The organism is Amycolatopsis halotolerans (assembly GCF_042647905.1).
Taxonomy (GTDB): Bacteria; Actinomycetota; Actinomycetes; order Mycobacteriales; family Pseudonocardiaceae; genus Amycolatopsis; species Amycolatopsis halotolerans.
Genome location: NZ_JBHRWI010000056.1, coordinates 105131 through 124158 on the forward strand (window position 1 = coordinate 105131; position 19028 = coordinate 124158).

The window sequence follows — 19028 nt, forward strand, 5'->3', positions numbered from 1 at the left end:
CGGGGGCGATGATGGCCGGGTGTTGTTCACCGACCTCGTCACCGCCTCCGCCGAACTGGCGGCCACGCGGTCACGGAAAACGAAGATCGCCGTGCTGGCCGCCGTGCTGCGCGCGGCCGAACCCGGCGAACTGCCCGCGGTGATCGCGTATCTCACCGGGCAGACGGCGCAGGACCGGCTCGGAGCGGGCTGGCGCACGCTCGCCGACCTCGCTGTCGAACCCGCGGCCGCGGCTGCCGTCTCGGTGGCGGAGGTCGACGTCGCGCTCACGGAAGTCGCGGCCGCGGCGGGCGCGGGGTCGGTCAAGCGGCGAGCCGAGGTGCTCACCGCCCTGTTCTCCCGGCTGACCCGTGCCGAGCAGGAATTCGTGTTCCGGCTTGTCACCGGGGAGCTGCGGCAGGGCGCGCTGGAAGGCGTGATGGTCGAAGCGGTCGCGGCGGCGGCCGAGGTGGAGGTCGAGCTGGTTCGGCGAGCGTTCATGCTGTCCGGCCGGTTGCCGGTCACCGGACAGGCGGCGCTGACCGGGGGCGCGGCGGCGCTCGCGGAGTTCGGGCTGGAGCTGGGCCGTCCGGTGCGGCCGATGCTCGCATCACCGGCGGAGTCCCTGGAGGAAGCCGCGGCGGAGCACGGGAACGCGATCGTCGAGTACAAAATGGACGGTGCGCGGATCCAGGTGCACCGCCTCGGTGCGGAAGTGCACGTGTACACGCGCACGCTGCGCGAAATCACCGGCAGCGTAGGCGAATTGGTCGATCTGGTGCGAGCACTGCCGTGCGAATCGGTGGTGCTGGACGGCGAAACCCTCGCGCTCACCGACGACGGGCGGCCGCGGCCGTTCCAGGAAACGATGAGCCGGTTCGGCAGCACGCGGGACGAGCAGGTGCGGGCGTTGCTGCTGCGGCCGTACTTCTTCGACTGCCTGCATCTGGACGGGGTCGATCTGCTCGACGCGCCGCTGTCCGAGCGCAACGAGGCGCTGCGCCGGGTGGCGGGCGAACACGTGATCCCCGGTTCGGTCCGGCCGGAATCACCGGCCGCGGTGCTTGAGGCGGCGATGGACGCCGGGCACGAGGGCGTAATGGTGAAGGACCTCGATTCGAGCTACGCGGCCGGGCGGCGCGGGCGCGCGTGGCTCAAGGTGAAACCGGTGCACACCATCGACCTGGTGGTGCTGGCGGCGGAATGGGGCCACGGGCGGCGCACCGGGAAACTGTCGAACCTGCACCTCGGCGCGCGCGACCCGGACGGCGGGCCGCCGATCATGGTGGGCAAGACGTTCAAGGGTCTCACCGACGAGCTGCTGGCCTGGCAGACCGAGCGGTTCCAGGAGATCGAGTCGCACCGCGACCGGTGGACCGTCCACGTGCGGCCGGAGACGGTGGTCGAGATCGAGCTGGACGGGGCTCAGGTCAGCACGCGGTATCCGGGCGGGCTGGCGCTTCGGTTCGCGCGGGTGGTGCGGTATCGGCCGGACAAGGAACCCGGTGAGGCGGACACCATCGACACCGTCCGGGGGTTGCTGCGCGGCAGCCGTCCGGCGGAGGAATCCGGCCAGGCGGAGCGACCCGGCGTCGCGGGAAGTGCCGGGTCCTCGGGGCACGCCGGTTCCGAAGGGCAATCCGGTTCCGCGAGCCCTGAAGAACAGGGCGGTTCCGAGGAGGCGTCCGGATGATCGCCCCGCAGGCCCTCCGGATGAGTGGGCACATTACGGACATCAGGCAGTTTTCCCCGCCGTACTCAGGAAAACGCCCGACGAAAGTTGATGTCGCACCCGTGTCCGCGTGCCCGAGAGTGAGAGCACTGGCCTGTGTCGATGGGAGAAAAGCATGACGTTCCGGGTGAAATCAGCCGTCCGGGGATTCGGGCGGCCGATGACCCTGCTGGCGGGCGTGGCGCTCGCCGCCACCGTGGTGGCGGCACCGGCCAGTGCCGCGCCGGCGCCGCCGCAGCCGTCCCGACACCACTTCTCGGCCGCCGCGCAGTCGTTCGTCGGCGCGACCACCGTGTCCGAGCGGGTGGCGCGGCTCAACGCGGCGATGGCCAAGCTGCCGAAGGAGAGCGGCGCGTACAACGCCACGAAACTGTGGAACCAGGGCATCACCGGCGCCGGGTCCACCGTGGCCACGCTGGTGTCGTTCGGCGACGACAAGGTCAAGCAGGTCCTGGACGAGTACTCGCGACAGCACGGCCTGCCGCCGGCGAACGTCGAGGTGCTGCAGCCGTCCGGCGCGGTGCCCGCGTGCACCGATCCGGGAGTGGACACCGCCGCCTGCCAGTCGTGGGGCGGGGAAACCGACCTCGACGTCACGATGATGCACGCGATGGCCCCGGCCGCGAAGATCGTCGTCGCGGCCACTCCGGTCGCCGAGACCCAGGGCTTCGCCGGATTGCCGGAAATGATGCACGCCGTCGACTACATGACCGAGCACCGCATCGCCGACGTGGTCTCGATGAGCTTCGGCACCACCGAGGAGAACTTCCCGTCGCTCGAGTCGATCAAGACCCTCGACCCGGCGCTGGAGCGGGCGAGCAAGGCGGGCGTCACGCTGGTGGCGTCGTCCGGTGACGACGGCCCGACCGGGGCGTACCTGCAAGGCCCTGGCAGGTATCCGTACCGCGTGGCGAGCTGGCCCGCCAGCGACCCGAACGTCACCACGCTCGGCGGCACCCAGCTGCACCTGGACGCGAACGGCGTCCGCACCCAGCCCGACGACCTGGTCAACGCCGCGGACAACGGGTTCAGCGAGGGCGCGGGCCTGTCGAAGACGTACGCGCGGCCGTCCTGGCAGAACCACGTCAAGAAGATCACCGGCAGCACGATGCGGTCGTACCCGGACATCAGCATGGAAGGCGTCCAGGGCACGTCGCAGTCGGCGCCGTTGTTCGCGGGCGTGCTGGCGTTGGCGGTGCAGGCCAACCACGGCAGGCTCGGCCAGATCAACCCGGCGCTGTACTCGAAGCTGGGCCCGAAGGGCACTGCGGCCGGAATCGTCGACGTCACGAAGGGCGACAACAGCCAATGGGATGTCGAAGGATTCAAGGCCGGTCCGGGCTACGACATCGCGAGCGGCTGGGGCACGGTCGACGCGTCGGTCTTCGTGCCTGCTTTGGTGAAGGCGGTGCGGTGATGCGGTAGTCCCTAGCCTCCGCCGCAAGCGGGGCGTCCCGGGCAAGTTCACCCGGCCCGGCGCGATCGATCCCGGTCGTGTCGGGCGGGGCGGGGCGGGCCGGAACCGTAGTGTCAGCGGCATGTCCTCGAAAGCGTTGGCCCGGCTGTGGTTCGGGGTGACCGCGGCCGTCGTGCTGGCCGCGCTCGTGATCCAGATCGTCGCGCTGGTGCCGGCGCAAGGGCGGTACGCCAGCTTCGGCGGACGGGTGGCGAACCTGTTCACCTACTTCACGATCATCTCGAACCTTCTCGTCCTCGTCACCGGTGCGGCCTTCGCTCGCGGACGCTGTACCTCGCCGCTGATGCGCGTGCTGTGGCTCGACGCGCTGGTCGGGATCGTGGTCACCGGCGTGGTCTACCAGGTCGCGCTCGCCGGGCTGTACGAACTGCACGGGCTCAGCCTCGCCGCGGACATCCTGCTGCACCGCGTCACCCCGGTGCTGTGCGTGCTCGGCTGGCTGCTCTTCGCCCCGCGCGTGCTGGAATGGCGCACTGTCTGGTGGTCGCTCGTCTACCCCTTGGCGTGGCTGGTTTTCACGCTCGTCCGCGGTGCGATCGACGGCTACTACCCGTACCCGTTCGTCAACGCCGACGACCTCGGTTACGGGCAGGTCGCGCTGAACTGCGTGCTCATCGGCGTCTTCTTCATCGTGCTCGCCAGCGGAGCCCGGCTCGTCGACCGGCGGCTCACGCGCGTACCCGGCGAAACGCGTTCAGCGGATCGCTGAGCCCGGCCTGGGCCAGCGCCCGCCACGCGCCGCGCTTGAGGTCCACCGGCTTGCCCGCGGCGACGCGGTGCATCTGCTGGGTGTGCCACTGGATCTCGAGCAGGCTGTCGGCGAGCCGGATTCCCGTACGCGGGCACCGCCGTTCGGCTCGGACGTCCTCGCCCGCCAGCAGCCGTCCGGGCAGACCGGGGTCCACAGTGAACGGACGGCCGATCCCGAGCATGTCCAGCGCACCGGATTCCAGCGCGTCGGCCATCCCGGCCGCCGTGGCGAACCCGCCGGTGACCATCAGCGCGACGTCGCTGATCTGCCGGGCTTTCGCCGCGTAGTCCAGGAAATACGCTTCCCGCCGCTGCGTGCTCGCCCGGCCGGCCCCCATCATCGCGGCCCGCTCGTAGGTGCCGCCGGAAATCTCCAGCAGGTCGATCCCCGCCTCGCCCAGCGCGCGAACCACCCGCAGCGACTCGTCCTCGTCGAAGCCGCCGCGCTGGAAATCCGCGCTGTTGAGCTTCACCGAAACCGGCACCCGATCGCCGACCGCGCCCCGAACCGCACGCACCACCTCAAGCAGGAACCGGCTGCGGTCGCGCCCCCACTCGTCGTCGCGACGATTCACCAACGGCGACAGGAACTGCGAAATCAGGTACCCGTGCGCGCCATGGATCTGGATCCCGGCGAACCCGGCGTCGACGAAGGCCCGCGCCGACACCGCGAACCTCGCCACCACCGCTTCGATCTCGTCCCCGGTCAACGCCCGCGGCGCCGCGAACGCCGTCCGCACCCCTCGATCGCCGAACGGCACCGCCGACGGCGCGACCGGCTGCCGGGACAAGTACCGAGGACTCTGCCGACCGGGATGGTTGAGCTGCACCCACAACTGCGCGTCAGTCCCGTCCACGGACTGCGCCCACGACCGGTACGCCGCCGGGTCAGGCACGGTCGGCACCGCGACGTTGCGCGGTTCGCCGAGCGCCGTGGAATCGACCATCACGTTGCCGGTCACCAGCAGTCCAGCACCCCCGCGCGCCCATGTTCGGTACAGCCGCGAGAGCTCGGCGGAAGGCGCGTTGCGACGGTCGCCAAGCTGCTCGCTGAGCGCAGACTTCGCGATCCGATGCGGCAGCACTGCCCCGCACTGGAGTTTGAGCGGTTCGGCGAGCAGATCCCGGGGGTCGGTCATGAGCAGTCCCGTCGTCGCGGCTAACTTACCGCGAGTAAGAATACTCGAAAGTAAGTACCGGCGGTATGCCTCGCGGGCCACTAGGGTCTGCGGCATGACGGCGATAGTGCAGAACCTGGTCACGTCGGGCGTGTTCGAGCTCGACGGCGGCAGCTGGGACGTGGACAACAATGTCTGGATCGTGGGCGACGGCTCCGAGGTGATCGTGATCGACGCCGCCCACGACGCGGACGCCATCGCGGACGTGGTCGGAGACCGCACAGTCCGCGCGATCGTCTGCACCCACGCGCACAACGACCACGTCAACGCCGCCCCCGCGCTGGCGGAGCGCACCGGGGCGCCGATCCTGCTGCACCCGGCCGATCGCGTCGTGTGGGACCTGACCCACCCGGACCGCGCCCCCGACGGCGACCTGGCCGACGGACAGGTCATCACCGTCGCCGGCACCGACCTCACCGTGCTGCACACCCCCGGCCACGCCCCCGGCGCGGTCTGCCTGCACAGCCCCGAACTGGAAGTCCTCTTCACCGGAGACACCCTGTTCCACGGCGGCCCCGGCGCGACCGGCCGCTCGTACTCCGACTACCCGACCATCGTGAAGTCCATCCACGACCGTCTCTTCCCCCTCCCCGACGCGACGATCGTCCGCACCGGCCACGGCGAAGCGACGACCGTCGGGAAGGAAAAAGCCGCGTCGGCCAACTGGCCCGCCGCCTGACCACCCTGAATCTCGCCGGGCGGATCGGCGCGCGTTGTTGATCCGCCCGGCGGGTTCAACAATTGGCTGCTGAGACCGCTCCGCAAACGCTTGCGCGCAGCCAGACCAGCTAGTTCGACACTCACTTGCGCGCACGAACGCGCACCGCCGGAACTGCACGCCAGGCCGAGCCGCCTCACCGGGCCGCACTGCCGAAGCCGCCCCGGCTCACCGGGCCGCATTGCCGAAGCCGCCCCGGCTCACGTCGCTTCGCGATCAATCGCTCAGGCCGGACCGCGCCGCCGGAACCACCCGCCTTGCAGTCGGTCGCCGCGCCTCGCCGCCGAAACCGTCGGATCAGCCCAGCTCGCGATCGGTCGCCACACCGATCAATGCACTCGTCCGCCAGCGAGCCGCATTCCCTCCGCAGCTCATCCCGCGCCAAGCCCACCGCATGAGCCGCGGACTCTCGGCGAAAGCTCCGCCGCAAGCAAGAACTCCCCCAGCCGCGCCAGCCAGCCGAACCGGAAACCCAGCCCAGCAGCCGCGAACCCCGCCTAATGGGCCAGCCGAGGAACCTCCGGCACCACCCGAACCCGCTCCCGAGCCTCGCCCGCAAGCGCTTGCGCCCACTGCTGCAACCCGGCCACATCCACCCCGTACGGAGGTTCCGCCCGGAACGGCGCGATGTTCTCCGCACCCCGCTCCAGCAGCGCGACCGCTCCGTTCCCGTTCCCCCGCAACGCGTGCGTCAGCCCCACCGCCAGCTGGGCCAGGCCGCGCCACAGCTCGCACTCCGGCCCGTCCGTCGCCTTCCAAGCGTCCTCGAACACCTCGTGCGCGTGGAACGGGCGGCCGGTGTCCAGCAGGTGCTGCGCCTCCGCCAGGGTCTCCGCCGGCGTCCGCTGCACGCCCTCGGGCTGGCGCGGCACGCCGTCGGACCCATATGGCAGCGGGCGGCCCAGACCATCACGCGGGCGGGCGTTGCGCGCCCGTCCCTGGTCATCGCGATCACGGCTGTCCACCCGGCCATTGTTCCACGTGCCACGCCGGGTTAGCGTCTCGCGCGCAAGCCACGTAGCCTGGTGACTCGTGCGCTTTCTGGATGGGCACGTGCCCGCTCACGACCTGACCTACGACGACGTGTTCCTGCTGCCGAACCGTTCGGACGTGGAGTCCCGCTTCGGCGTCGACTTGTCCACTGTGGACGGTACTGGCGCGACGATCCCCTTGGTGGTGGCCAACATGACGGCCGTCGCCGGGCGGCGGATGGCCGAGACGGTCGCTCGCCGCGGCGGGCTCGTCGTGCTTCCGCAGGACGTCGACACCGAGGCGGTGACCGAAATCGTCTCCTGGGTGAAGTCCCGCCACGCCGTCTGGGACACGCCGCTGGTCCTCACCGGCGGCGACGCGGTGGCCGACGCCCTCAACCTCGTGCACAAACGAGCACACGGCGCGGTCGTCATCGTCGACGGTGACGGCAAGCCGGTCGGCGTCGTCGACGAGGCCGCCTGCGCTGGTGTCGACCGCTTCGCGCGGCTAGCCGACGTCGCCGAGCCCGCCGTCGTCGCTGTCCCGCTGGACACGCCGCCGCGCGAGGTTTTCGAGCTCCTGCACAGCCACGGCGGACGGCTCGCCCTCGGCCTCGACGCCGACGGTCGCCTCGCCGGCGTCCTCACAGCGGTCGGCGCGCTGCGCTCGGAGATCTACACCCCGGCCGCCGACGCTCAGGGCAAGCTGCGCGTCGCCGCCGCGGTCGGCGTGAACGGCGACGTCGCGGCGAAGGCCGAAGCGGTGCTGGCCGCGGGCGTCGACACGCTGGTCGTCGACACCGCGCACGGGCACCAGGAAAAGATGATCGCCGCGCTCAAGGCGGTCCGCTCGGTGTCGCCGAAGGTGCCGATCGTGGCGGGGAACGTCGTGACCGCCGAGGGCACTCGCGACCTCATCCACGCGGGCGCGGACGTCATCAAGGTCGGCGTCGGCCCCGGCGCGATGTGCACCACGCGGATGATGACCGGCGTCGGCCGCCCGCAGTTCTCCGCCGTGGCGGAATGCTCGGCTGCCGCCCGTGAACTGGGCAAACACGTCTGGGCGGACGGCGGCGTGCGGCACCCTCGCGACGTCGCGCTGGCGCTGGCCGCGGGCGCGTCCGCGGCGATGGTCGGCTCCTGGTTCGCCGGCACCCACGAATCGCCTGGCGACCTGCGGTACGACGAGCAGGGCCGCCCGTACAAGGAGTCGTTCGGGATGGCGTCGAAGCGCGCCGTCGGGGCCCGCACGCGCACGGACAACGTCTTCGACCGCGCGCGCAAGGCGCTGTTCGAGGAGGGCATCTCCACGTCGCGGATGGCGCTGGACCCGACCCGGCCCGGCGTCGAGGACCTGATCGACTCGATCTGCTCCGGTGTCCGCTCGTCCTGCACCTACGCGGGCGCGCGCACGCTGGAGGAGTTCCACGAGCGCGCCGTGCTGGGCGTGCAGTCCGCGGCCGGTTTCGCCGAGGGACGCCCGCTGCCCTCCGGCTGGTAACCCCGCAGCAAGTCCGTGAAGGACTCCTTGAGGGAATCTGATTCCCTCAAGGAGTCCTTCACGGAACTAGCTCAGCCGTGGTCCTCCAGCATCTCGGTCACCAGCGCCGCGATCGGCGAGCGCTCCGACCGGGTCAGGGTCACGTGCGCGAACAGCGGGTGCCCCTTCAGCTTCTCGATCACGGCCGAGACGCCGTCGTGCCGTCCGACCCGCAGGTTGTCGCGCTGGGCCACGTCGTGCGTGAGCACCACCCGCGACGCCGAGCCGAGCCGCGAAAGCACGGTGAGCAGCACGTTGCGTTCCAGCGATTGCGCCTCGTCCACGATCACGAAGGTGTCGTGCAGCGAGCGGCCCCGGATGTGCGTCAGCGGCAGCACCTCGAGCATGCCGCGGTCGAACACCTCGTCCAGCACGTCCTGGCTGACCAGCGCGCCGAGCGTGTCGAACACCGCCTGCGCCCACGGCTGCATCTTCTCGCTCTCGGACCCGGGCAGATAGCCGAGATCCTGGCCGCCGACCGCGTAGACCGGGCGGAACACCACGACCTTGCGGTGCTGCTGGCGTTCCATCACCGCCTCCAGGCCCGCGCACAGCGCCAGCGCCGACTTGCCGGTGCCCGCGCGCCCGCCGAGCGAGACGATGCCGACGTCGGAGTCCAGCAGCAGGTCGAGCGCCACGCGCTGCTCCGCCGAGCGGCCGTGCAGGCCGAACGCCTCGCGGTCGCCGCGCACCAGCCGCACCCGTTTGTCCGCCGTGACCCGGCCGAGCGCGCTGGAGCTGCCCGCGAGCAGCCGCAGCCCGGTGTGGCACGGCAGTTCGCCCACCTCGCCGAGCCCGAACTCCGCCGGATCCGCCGAACCGCCCGAGAAGAGCGCGTCGATCAGCTCCTGGGGAGCGTCCGCGTCCGCCATGCCCGTCCAGCCCGACGGCGTGACCTCCTGCGCCCGGTACTCGTCCGCGGTGAGCCCGACGGCGCCCGCCTTGACCCGCAGCGGGATGTCCTTCGTCACCAGGACGACCTGCGGCTGCTCCGTCGCGAGGTTGAGCGCGCACGCGAGGATGCGGTGGTCGTTCGAGTCGGTGCGGAAGCCCACCGGGAGGACGGACGGATCGGTGTGGTTCAGCTCCACCTGCAGGGTTCCGCCCGCCTCGCCGATCGGGATCGGGGCGTCGAGCCTGCCGTGCTTGAGCCGGAGATCGTCCAGCAGCCGGAGGGATTCCCTGGCGAACCAGCCCAGTTCGGAGTGGTGGCGCTTGGCCTCCAGTTCACTGATGACGACCAGCGGGAGCACCACCGCGTGTTCGGCGAACCGGGTGACCGCCCACGGGTCAGAGAGCAGCACCGACGTGTCGAGCACATAAGTGATGCGTGGGGATTCGGGCGAGATCGAGGCTTTCTCCGGCGCCGGGGCACCGGTCGAAGAACGGCCTGAGGCCTTGCGGGGTGAACGCTGCGCAGTCACGACGGCATCTCCCTCGAGGGCGTGTGCACCCCACGCCCGCACTCGCTGGGCCGGGCACCTCCCTGGCTGAGTCCGCACTCCCTGACGCTGGCTGCGTCAGGCGGCACGGCCACGAGGGCCGGGTGCCGGCCCCCTCGTGCATCTCGTGGGCGGCTGAGCCGCCCCCTCGATCAACGCCACGACCAGGGCCTCCCGCGAGAACCCGCACGGAACGCGAGCCCTCTATCCCGGAAGGTACCTACGTCCGCCCCGTCGTGCAGGCAGCCACACAGGTGATTCGCCGATTCGTCATCCCACCGTCGGTCGCCCGCAACAGAGTGTCCACAGTGCTCACCCAGCGTCACCAGGTCCGGCGATCGGGGGGTCGCACAGATGGATGATCAAGGAAAATTAATCACCGAGTGCAGGCAATTCCCAGGTAAAGGGCCTTGTACCACGCGCAAGACCGGAATGCATTTCGCGTCCTGGACACTGAACCGGTCCGAGTGAACTGGGCCTTCAAGCGCTCACACAATGGGCGTACGCACCATTCACTAGAGGCCATTCGGGGGTAATTTCCTTACTGCGGGACACACCACCGGAACACTCCGGTGCCCCGAATCCCAGTATCTCTACCTAGGAGTGTGCGAAGTGCTGAAGAAGGCTGGAATTGTCGCCGGTGCCGCCGCGGGTCTGATGATGATCGGCGGGACGGCGTTCGCCTCCCCGGCCGCGACCCAGGGCGCTCCGGACCCGACGTTCGGCGACGCCTACGCCACCTTCATCGAGGGCGGCGGCGCGCTCGGCTACGGTGCCGCTTCGCTGGTCGCCGGCGCCTACACCGGTGTCGCGCTGACCCCGGCGCTGGTGGCCCACTCGATGGAGCACCACCACGGCTGAGCCGTCTTGACGCGAAGGCCCCGGAGCCCGGCTCCGGGGCCTTCGCGGCGTCAGCGGCCCGGGTTGACCGGCCCGGCTGGGTGGGTCCGCCGGGCCGGTCCGCCGCTCAGACCCCGAACCGGCGGTGCCGCCAGGCGTAGTCGCGCATCGCGCGGAGAAAATCGACGCGCCGGAATGCCGGCCAGTAAGCCTCGGTGAACCAGAATTCCGAATGCGCGGACTGCCAGAGCAGAAATCCGGAAAGCCGCTGTTCACCGGACGTTCGGATAATCAGCTCCGGATCCGGCTGGCCGGATGTGTAGAGATGTTCCGAGATGTGGTCGACGTCGAGGATTTTCGCGAGTTCGCGAATCGAAGTGCCCTCGTCGGCGTGCTGCAGGAGAAGTTTGCGGACGGCGTCGGCGATCTCCTGCCGTCCGCCGTAGCCGACCGCGATGTTCACCTCCATGCCCGAGTGGTTCTCAGTCCGCGCCGCGTCGGCGGTGAGCTTCTGCGCCACCTCGAGCGGCAGCAGGTCGAGCGCGCCGACGATGCGCAGCCGCCACGGCGCCTCGGCCCCGGCGAGTTCGTCGGTGACGTCGGTGATGATCTTCAGCAGCGGCGTGAGCTCGTCCGGATCGCGGTTCAGGTTGTCGGTGGACAGCAGCCACATCGTCACGACCTCGACCTCGGCCTCCTGGCACCAGCTGAGGAAGTCGGCGATCTTCTTGGCCCCGGCGCGATGCCCGTCGGCCACGTCGGCGAACCCGGCCTCGCGGGCCCAGCGGCGATTGCCGTCGAGCATGATCGCGATATGCCGGGGATGACGGCCTGCCGACTGCTGGATCAGTCGGCGGCTGTAGACGCTGTAGACGACGTCGGACATGAAGGACCGGAGGCTCACGTCGCCCGAGCGTACGCACCCCTGGAGTAAGGGTGTGACGCGCCACGGGGGCTGGCGAAAAACCTACGGTCCCGTAGCCTTGGCTCGGTGAGCGTGACGACCGAGCCCCCACCCGTCCCCGAGGACACTCGCCCCCGGCTGCGCGGCCATATCCACTTCTGGTCGTTCTTCGGCGCGGTCGCCGGAGCCGCCACGCTGATCAGCCTCGCCGCCTCGACGGTTTCTGGGGTAGCCGCGCTGGCGACGTCCGTGTACGGCCTCACCGTGCTGGGCGTGTTCGGCGTGAGCGCGCTGTATCACCGCAGGCTGTGGAGCCCGCGCGCGTACAAGTGGATGAAGCGCGCCGACCATTCGATGATCTTCCTCTTCATCGCCGGCACGTACACGCCGTTCACCCTGCTGGCCATGTCTAAGCCGACTGGATACATCGTCCTGGCCATCGTCTGGGGCGGCGCGGTCCTCGGCGTGGCGATGAAGATGCTGTGGCCGCACGCGCCGCGTTGGCTCGGAGTGCCGATCTACATCGCACTGGGGTGGGTCGCGGTCTTCGTTCTGCCCGAGCTGCTGAGCCATGCCGGGGTCGCGGCTTTGGTGCTGCTTTGCGTGGGCGGGCTGTTTTATACCGTGGGGGCGGTTTTTTACGCGGTCAAGTGGCCTAACCACTGGCCGGAGACCTTTGGGTACCACGAGTTCTTTCATGCGTGCACGGTGTTGGCTGCGGTGTCGCATTACATCGCGATCTGGTTGGCGATGTACTCCTAGCTGCCGGTTTGCCTTTGCGGATCTTCCTCAGGCCGTCGGCTCGGCGGGAGCTTCTCCGGACAGAGGTCGTTCCGCTCAGAGCAGCTCGAGTGCCGTCGCGATCTCGTGAACCTCGGTGCGGGTGGTGTAGTTGGGGTGCACGTCGATCCACCGGATCGCACCGTCGGCGTCGACCAGGACGACCGTCGGCATCGGTACGCCGTGGCCGCCGTCGGCGTTGGTCGCGGCGAGGTCCAGCCCGAGAGCCGCCTGCGCGGTGCGGGCGTCCTCGGTGGGGGCGGTGAGCACACCGAGTGCGGCGGCGATCTGGTTGCCGGGATCGGACAGCACGGTGAAGGTCAGGTCGTTCTTCTCCGCCATGGACAGCGAGCCGTCCGGCTTCTGCGGACTGATCGCGATCAGCTCGATGCCCCGTTCAGCAAGCACGGGCACGAGCTGCTCCTGGTAGGCACGCAGCGCCACGTTGCAGTACGGGCACCACGCCCCTCGGTAGGTCACGACCACGGCGGGCTTCCCGTGGCGGGCGGATTCGAGCGTCGCCGGGTTGCCGTGGACGTCGAGCAGCTCTCCGTCGGGCATCGCCGCGCCCGCGGCGAGCACGCCCTCCGGCAAACCGGCGGCATCCAGTTCCGCCTGCTCGCCGCTGAAAGCCGCCAAGGCCTCGGCCGGCAGTTGACCTGCGAGGCCCTGCTGCATGGCGGATACCCGCTCGGCAATGGTGCTGTTAGTGGTGGTCACGTCAAGCCTTTCGGGCACGAGGAGATGCTTTGCGGGACGCGGGGCCGAACCTCAAACTGGATTGCTCTATCCAGTAGTAGCAACGGCAGACTGGATAGTCAAATCCAGTTTTGGCGAGCTTCCGTATCCTGCGGAAGTGAGCGAGACCGTGACCCCGGCAGCCGAGGGCGCCGGCGCGACGAGACGGACGACCCGTGGGCTCGTCACCCGTGAGCGGATCGTCGCCGCCGCCGCGCAGCTGATGTTCGAGCGCGGCGTCGCCGGCACCAGCACTCCCGACGTCCGGGATGCCGCCGGGGTCAGCTCGTCGCAGATCTACCACTACTTCGCGGACAAGAGCGCTCTCACCCGCGCGGTGATCGAGTTCCAGACGGCTCGCATCCTCACCGGCCAGCGAGTGCTTCTCTCCCGGTTGGACAGCTTCGAGGCACTGCGGGACTGGCGAGACGCGATCGTGCAGATCGAACACGGCCTCGACTGCCGCGGCGGCTGCCCGCTCGGAAGCTTGACCAGCGAACTCGCCGAACACGACCCCGCCGCGCGCACCGCGTTGGCGGAAGGCTTCACGCAGTGGACCGCTGCGATCCGCGACGGCCTGCAGGACATGCTCGACCGGGGCGTACTGCGCGACGACGCCGACCCGCACCGACTGTCGTTGGCGACGATGGCCGCGCTGCAGGGCGGCCTGATCCTCGCGCAGGCGCAGCGCAGCACCGCAGCGTTGGAAGCCGGGCTGGACGCGATGATCGAACGCATCGCGTTCCACGCCGTCGCTCCCTGACGAGAGAGGCAAGGACTGCGATTAATCATCACGTCGTCGTGATCTGGTCGGCGATGTACGCCTAGCGCACCGCCCGCACGAACAAGAACACCGGCTGCGCCCGCAAGATCTCCGCCAGTTCCGGGTCCTCCACCCCCGCCGTCGGCTGCGGCTCCTCGACCGCGTCGATCGCGAACCCGGCATCCAGCAATGCGGTGAAGACCGCTGACACCGGACGGCGGTACATCTGCCCGGTCACCGTCACGCCGTCCCAATCCCAGTCTTCGCTGATCAGTTCGACGCGGTGGTAGTCCGTACCGTCCGACCGGAGCCAGCCGGTGATCCGGTGGTGGATGGAGAACACCAGCGCGCCGCCCGGTTTCAGGCAGCGCCGCAGTTCGGCGAGGCGCTCGGCACCATGGTCAGCGGCTCGTTCAGGTCCGCGGTCTCGAACCTGGCTCGGCCAGATGCTCGGTCAGGCCGCCGCCAGCGGAGCCTAGTTCCAGGATTAGCTTTCCGGCCAGGCGCAGGATCGCTGGACGGTCATAATGCGCGTTCGGCCCGCTGTTTTCGGCAAAGCCCGTGTATCGCTCGGCATGATCTCCGAAGACTTTCGACACCTCGCCAAGCGTACCGAGATCAGCCGTTCAGCATCGGGGCGGCCAAGAACTGCTCCGGAACCGCGAACCCATCCACCAACGTTCGCGCATGCGGCCGCAATGCCCCGCACAGCGCGTTAACCGCCGCAGTCACCGCTTTGGACCGGCTCGCGGAGATGCGACCGTGCTCGAGGAACCACGCGCGGTCCGCTTCGATCGTTGACAGGGCGTACAGGTCGCAGAGCCGCGAAAGCAGCGCAGCCGCGTCCGGGTCCGGGCACGCGTCGACAGCGCGGGCGAAGGCGTCGAGGATCAGGCGGTCCACGTGTACGCGGCCAGCGAGCAGCACATGGTCCTGTGCGGAGTTGAAGACCCCGAAGGGATCCGAAGCAGCCCTGCGGAGACGGTTGGCCACGCCGCTCAGCACGTGCTCTTCACGGTCCTCAAAGAGACGCTGCTGCCACTCACGATCAAAGAGCACTGAAGCATCATCAGACTCCGTCAGGCGCTCTACGAACCGCAGCGCGACAGAACGCTCCTTGACGGTGTCCACCAGTTGCTCAGCGACGAACCGGGCAGTCGCCAGTGGGCTGAGGTCCTCGAAGTGTTCCTTGTACTGCGTCAGCAAACCCTTCGCGACCAGCTGCAACAGCACGGTGTTGTCGCCTTCGAAGGTGGTGAAAACGTCAGTGTCCGCCTTCAAACCGGCCAGCAGATTCTCCGCGAGGTACCCGCTGCCGCCGCAGGCTTCGCGGGCCGTTTGGATGGTCGCGGTCGCGTGCCAGGTGTTCGCGGCTTTCAGGCCCGCGGCTCGGGATTCCAGTTCGCGTTGTTCTTCTTCCGGCGCGTCGGGAGCGATGTCGTGCAGGGCGGCGACCAGTTCTTCCTGCGCGAAGTGCAGAGCGTAAGTCTTCGCCAAAGCCGGCAGCAGTTTCCGTTGGTGTCCCAGGTAATCGAGGATGACGACCTCGTCACCCTCCGGGCGCTGGAACTGTCGACGCTGGTCGCCGTAGCGGATTGCCAACGTCAGGGCGCGTTGCGTGGCGCATCCGGCGCTGCCGCCGACGCTCACTCGGCCGCGGATGAGCGTGCCCAGCATCGTGAAGAACCGGCGGCCGTCGCTTTCGATTGGGCTCGTGTAGGTGCCGTCCTCGGCTACGTCGCCGAAGCGGTTCAGCAGCGCTTCCCTTGGCACCCGGACCTGATCGAAGGTCAACCGTCCATTGTCGACGCCGTTCAGGCCCGCTTTTACGCCACAGTCGGCGATGGTGACGCCCGAAACCGCAGCACCGGAGTCGTCGCGGATCGGGACCAGGAACGCGTGTACGCCGCGGGATTCGCCGCCGGTGATCAGCTGCGCGAAGACCACCGCGAGCTGTCCGTCGCGGGCGGCGTTGCCGATGTATTCCTTGGTGGCGCCGGGATCTGGGCTGTGCACGACGAATTCGTGCGCCGAAGGGTCGTAAGTCGCCGTGGTATGCAGGTGCTGGACATCCGAACCGTGGCCGTGCTCGGTCATCGCGAAGCAGCCGAGCAGGTCCAGATTCATGATGCGGCGCAAGTACTTCTCGTGGTGCGACGAGGTGCCGAGCAGCTGCACCGCACCGCCGAACAGGCCCCATTGGACCCCGGCCTTGACCATCAGCGACAGGTCGCCGTAGCCGAGCATCTCGAACGACATCACCGAACCGCCGACGTCGCTCAGCCCGCCGTACGCGGCGTCGAAGCCGAGCGCGGGACGGTCCGTTTCAGCGAGTTTCCGCAGCTGGTCCAGCACCTGGACGCGATGCGCCTCGACGTCGAGACCGATCGTGTCCCGGAACTTCTCCGTGCTCATCTGCGCGCGCACGTCGCGCTTCAGCCGGGCCCAGCGTCCATCGAGGACTGCGGTCAACGCGTCCGGGTCCACTTTCTCAGGCACAGCAGGGACGTCCACGGTTCCTCCGATACAGCAGGCTGCCACCAGCCTGCCGCAGCGGAGGAAGTCCCGCAGCTCAGCCCAGGTCGGGCCCCTTCGACCGCAGGTCGTCGACCTTGGTCATCGCCTCGCGCAACTCCGTCAGCCAGGTGTCCGCGTGCTCGCCGACCAGCCGCACCGCCCAGGCCAGCGCCTCGGACCGCGACCGCGCGACGCCCGCGTCCACGAGCGTGTCGAGGACCAGCCGTTCGGGTTGCCGCAGCCTGGTCATCACCGGCACCGACAGCGTCGTGAAGTGCACCGTCGTACCGCCCAGCTTCGCGCCCCACGCCACCTTGCGCTGGTAGCGATGCTCGGCCTGCCGGGCGATTTCGATGCGCTCGTCGCGGGTTTCCTCGCGGAACCGGCTGATCCGCCCGTCTTCCGCGGCCGCGCGGGCCGCGTCGTCGGCGCATTCGCCGGTCAGCGCGGGCAGTTCGCCCACGATCAGGATCTCTTCGCGGTCCACGGTGATTTCCGGGTCGCCGGTGAACCAGCCGTCCGGGAGCCGTCCGCCGAACCACGCCGCCGCGTCGTCGGCTGACGGCGCCTCGGCCTGCTGCCAGCCCCGGCCTTTCCAACCTCGCCCCATGACGTCCACCATCCTTGATTACATGATTACGTCACTACTGAAGCTACGCCGATTCCACCCAGGTGGGTACCGCGTTCACCAGGGGCGGAATTCGTCAGAGCTGGGCGATGAGCTGGTCCGGCGCGGTCACCGGGCGCTCGCAGACGTAGCCGCGGCAGACGTAAGCCGCTGCTTTGCCATCGACGAACGGCCGGTCGGCCAACAGCGGGACACCGGACGCGTCCGGCTCTCCGCCGAGCACGATGCCGCCGCCGTGGATGTGCCGCGCGGCGGCGGTGATCAGCTCCGCACGGTCCGCACCGACAACCGCGACCTGCACTGGCCCGGACTGCGCCGCCTCCGCCACGGACAACCAGTGCCCGGCGAAACGCGGCACCCGTGCGGCGAGCAGCCCGACGCGACGCAACGCGAGTTCAGCAGCATCGCGATAGCGCGCCGCCTGGTCCGGTCCGGCCAGCGCGGACGCGGTGAGCAGCGCACCAGCCAGCGCCGAGGCACCGGACGGGCTCGCGTTGTCCGTCGGATCGGACGGACGCTGCACCAGGACTTCCGCGTCGTCGGCAGTGTCGTGATACGCACCCGGCGCGGAGTCCGACGCGAAATGCGCCAGTGCGATGTCGAGCAGCCTGGTCGCTTCGGTGAGCCAGCGAGGTTCACCAGTGGCCTGGTGGAGGGCGAGCAGACCGTCGGCGAGGCAGGCGTAGTCCTCCAGCACACCGACCGGGGTCCCGACCGCGCCGTCCCGCGAGCTGCGGCGGAGACGTCCGTCCACGAGGTGCAGGTCCAGCAGCAGCGACGCCGCGTTGCGAGCCAGCTCGATCCACTGTGGATGCTCCAGCGCGACGCCCGCTTCGGCCAGCGCGGAAATCGCGAGACCGTTCCACGCGGCGACCACCTTGTCGTCCCGGCCTGGCTGCGGACGCTCCGCTCGCGCTTCGAGCAACGCTTGCCGGACACGCTCGAATCGGTCGAAGTCTTCTGGATCTGTCCGCAGTTGAAGGGTCGACGCGCCTTCTTCGAACGTCCCGTCTTCGGTGACGCTGAAGAGCTCAGCCGCCCACGTGCCGTCCTCGCCGAGCACCTCGTTGAGCTGCGCGGGAGTCCACACGTAGGTCAAGCCCTCGACGCCTCCGGTGTCCGCGTCGAGCGACGCCGCGAAACCTCCTTGCGGCGTAAGAAGATCGTGCTCGAGGAACCGAACGACCCCTTCCGCCACCCGACGCGCCGACGCCGAACCGCGGCGCGCGAGATGCGCGTACACTCGGAGGAGCAAAGCGTTGTCATACAACATTTTCTCGAAGTGGGGAACGATCCACTCCGCGTCCACGGAGTAGCGCGCGAACCCGCCGCCCAGCTGGTCGTGGATGCCGCCGCGAGCCATCGCGTCCGCCGCGGACCCGGCGAGCGCCAGGGCCTCCGCCGAGCCCGTGCGCTCGTGGTGGCGCACCAGGAACTCCAGCACCATCGACGGCGGAAACTTCGGCGCACCGCCGAAACCGCCGTGCGCCGGGTCTGCCTCCTGCGCAAGTTTCGCCGCCGCCTGAGCCAAAGCGTCGGCGTCGACAGCCGATTCCTTCAGCGGACCGCTCTGCTCGGCAAGGTGCCCGACGATCTGTTTCGCGCCCTCGCGCAGGTCGTCCGGCCGCTCCTCCCACGCCTCCGCGACCGCGACCAGCAGCTGCGTGAACGACGGAATCCCCGGCCTCGGCGCGGGCGGATAGTAAGTGCCGCAATGGAATGGCTCGCCCTCGGGCGTGAGGAAACAGGTCATCGGCCAGCCGCCCTGACCGGTCATGGCCTGCGTGGCGGCCATGTAGACGGCGTCGATGTCCGGCCGCTCCTCGCGGTCGACCTTGATGTTGACGAAATGCGCGTTCATCAGCGTCGCGGTGCCCTCGTGCTCGAAGGACTCGTGCGCCATGACGTGACACCAATGGCAGGCGGCGTACCCGACGGACAGCAGAATCGGCACCCCGCGCCGGCGCGCCTCGGCCAGCGCTTCCGGGCCCCATTCCCACCAATCGACCGGGTTCCCGGCGTGCTGCAGGAGGTACGGGGACGTCGCGTCGGCGAGGCGGTTCGACATGGT

General features: G+C 69.4%; 18 protein-coding genes. 8 read left to right on the forward strand and 10 right to left on the reverse strand.

Translation table 11 applies throughout. The features are described from left to right. Positions 1–19: 19 nt before the first annotated feature. From ACFORO_RS37505 to ACFORO_RS37515, 3 genes are all read left to right on the forward strand, one after another. Entirely contained in the window at positions 20–1672 is a 1653-nt protein-coding gene (locus ACFORO_RS37505; RefSeq protein ID WP_377873213.1) for an ATP-dependent DNA ligase, read from the forward strand. 154 nt (positions 1673–1826) lie between these two features. Continuing rightward, a complete protein-coding gene (locus ACFORO_RS37510) occupies positions 1827–3128 on the forward strand; it encodes a S53 family peptidase (RefSeq protein ID WP_377873214.1) in 1302 nt (433 codons plus the stop codon). 121 nt (positions 3129–3249) lie between these two features. Next, on the forward strand, positions 3250–3897 hold the full coding sequence (locus ACFORO_RS37515) for a Pr6Pr family membrane protein (protein WP_377873215.1): 648 nt from the start codon (positions 3250–3252) through the stop codon (positions 3895–3897). Here ACFORO_RS37515 and ACFORO_RS37520 read toward each other — a convergent pair. Beyond that, entirely contained in the window at positions 3857–5077 is a 1221-nt protein-coding gene (locus ACFORO_RS37520; protein ID WP_377873216.1) for an NADH:flavin oxidoreductase/NADH oxidase family protein, read from the reverse strand. The two genes, ACFORO_RS37515 and ACFORO_RS37520, sit on opposite strands and share 41 nt — an antisense overlap. Before the next feature lie 94 nt (positions 5078–5171). Between ACFORO_RS37520 and ACFORO_RS37525 the strand changes: the two genes are divergently transcribed. Beyond that, entirely contained in the window at positions 5172–5795 is a 624-nt protein-coding gene (locus ACFORO_RS37525) for an MBL fold metallo-hydrolase (protein WP_354740145.1), read from the forward strand. A gap of 536 nt (positions 5796–6331) precedes the next feature. On the opposite strand, the gene ACFORO_RS37530 is transcribed toward ACFORO_RS37525, so the two are convergent. Further along, a complete protein-coding gene (locus ACFORO_RS37530; RefSeq protein ID WP_377873217.1) occupies positions 6332–6799 on the reverse strand; it encodes a DUF309 domain-containing protein in 468 nt (155 codons plus the stop codon). Positions 6800–6866: 67 nt separating this feature from the next. On the opposite strand from ACFORO_RS37530, the gene guaB1 reads away from it, so the two are divergent. Continuing rightward, positions 6867–8306, forward strand: coding sequence for a GMP reductase (gene guaB1 / locus ACFORO_RS37535; RefSeq protein ID WP_377896733.1), 1440 nt, complete (start codon positions 6867–6869; stop codon positions 8304–8306). Between the two features lie 71 nt (positions 8307–8377). Here the strand turns inward: guaB1 and ACFORO_RS37540 are convergent, their stop codons facing one another. Further along, positions 8378–9664, reverse strand: coding sequence for a PhoH family protein (locus ACFORO_RS37540; protein WP_354740362.1), 1287 nt, complete (start codon positions 9662–9664; stop codon positions 8378–8380). Positions 9665–10399: 735 nt separating this feature from the next. Between ACFORO_RS37540 and ACFORO_RS37545 the strand changes: the two genes are divergently transcribed. Next, positions 10400–10648: a hypothetical protein gene (locus ACFORO_RS37545; protein ID WP_067576545.1), complete on the forward strand. Its 249-nt coding sequence runs from the start codon at positions 10400–10402 to the stop codon at positions 10646–10648. 106 nt (positions 10649–10754) lie between these two features. Here the strand turns inward: ACFORO_RS37545 and ACFORO_RS37550 are convergent, their stop codons facing one another. Continuing rightward, on the reverse strand, positions 10755–11513 hold the full coding sequence (locus ACFORO_RS37550) for an isoprenyl transferase (protein ID WP_377873286.1): 759 nt from the start codon (positions 11511–11513) through the stop codon (positions 10755–10757). A 105-nt stretch (positions 11514–11618) separates the two neighbouring features. On the opposite strand from ACFORO_RS37550, the gene trhA reads away from it, so the two are divergent. After that, positions 11619–12293, forward strand: a complete 675-nt coding sequence (trhA, locus tag ACFORO_RS37555; RefSeq protein WP_377873219.1) for a PAQR family membrane homeostasis protein TrhA — start codon at positions 11619–11621, stop codon at positions 12291–12293. A gap of 75 nt (positions 12294–12368) precedes the next feature. Here trhA and ACFORO_RS37560 read toward each other — a convergent pair whose 3' ends face one another. Beyond that, positions 12369–13049, reverse strand: a complete 681-nt coding sequence (locus ACFORO_RS37560) for a peroxiredoxin-like family protein (RefSeq protein WP_377873220.1) — start codon at positions 13047–13049, stop codon at positions 12369–12371. A 118-nt stretch (positions 13050–13167) separates the two neighbouring features. On the opposite strand from ACFORO_RS37560, the gene ACFORO_RS37565 reads away from it, so the two are divergent. After that, positions 13168–13812 (forward strand): TetR/AcrR family transcriptional regulator, encoded by a 645-nt coding sequence (locus ACFORO_RS37565; protein WP_377873221.1) that lies wholly within the window; start codon positions 13168–13170, stop codon positions 13810–13812. A gap of 61 nt (positions 13813–13873) precedes the next feature. Here the strand turns inward: ACFORO_RS37565 and ACFORO_RS37570 are convergent, their stop codons facing one another. From ACFORO_RS37570 to ACFORO_RS37590, 5 genes are all read right to left on the reverse strand, one after another. Next, positions 13874–14155: a hypothetical protein gene (locus ACFORO_RS37570; protein ID WP_377873222.1), complete on the reverse strand. Its 282-nt coding sequence runs from the start codon at positions 14153–14155 to the stop codon at positions 13874–13876. 70 nt (positions 14156–14225) lie between these two features. Further along, positions 14226–14411, reverse strand: coding sequence for a hypothetical protein (locus tag ACFORO_RS37575; RefSeq protein ID WP_377873223.1), 186 nt, complete (start codon positions 14409–14411; stop codon positions 14226–14228). Between the two features lie 19 nt (positions 14412–14430). Next, on the reverse strand, positions 14431–16326 hold the full coding sequence (locus ACFORO_RS37580) for an acyl-CoA dehydrogenase family protein (protein ID WP_377873224.1): 1896 nt from the start codon (positions 16324–16326) through the stop codon (positions 14431–14433). Positions 16327–16384: 58 nt separating this feature from the next. Then, positions 16385–16939, reverse strand: a complete 555-nt coding sequence (locus ACFORO_RS37585) for a hypothetical protein (protein ID WP_377873225.1) — start codon at positions 16937–16939, stop codon at positions 16385–16387. A gap of 94 nt (positions 16940–17033) precedes the next feature. Beyond that, positions 17034–19025, reverse strand: coding sequence for a thioredoxin domain-containing protein (locus ACFORO_RS37590; RefSeq protein WP_377873226.1), 1992 nt, complete (start codon positions 19023–19025; stop codon positions 17034–17036). Positions 19026–19028 lie beyond the last annotated feature (3 nt).

Coding starts and splice junctions, on each gene's coding strand:
- ACFORO_RS37585 (WP_377873225.1), bottom strand. CDS start 16,939: ATGGGGCGAGGTTGGAAAGGCCGGGGCTGGCAGCAGGCCGAGGCGCCG.
- ACFORO_RS37525 (WP_354740145.1), top strand. CDS start 5,172: ATGACGGCGATAGTGCAGAACCTGGTCACGTCGGGCGTGTTCGAGCTC.
- ACFORO_RS37590 (WP_377873226.1), bottom strand. CDS start 19,025: ATGTCGAACCGCCTCGCCGACGCGACGTCCCCGTACCTCCTGCAGCAC.
- ACFORO_RS37520 (WP_377873216.1), bottom strand. CDS start 5,077: ATGACCGACCCCCGGGATCTGCTCGCCGAACCGCTCAAACTCCAGTGC.
- ACFORO_RS37515 (WP_377873215.1), top strand. CDS start 3,250: ATGTCCTCGAAAGCGTTGGCCCGGCTGTGGTTCGGGGTGACCGCGGCC.
- ACFORO_RS37510 (WP_377873214.1), top strand. CDS start 1,827: ATGACGTTCCGGGTGAAATCAGCCGTCCGGGGATTCGGGCGGCCGATG.
- ACFORO_RS37550 (WP_377873286.1), bottom strand. CDS start 11,513: ATGTCCGACGTCGTCTACAGCGTCTACAGCCGCCGACTGATCCAGCAG.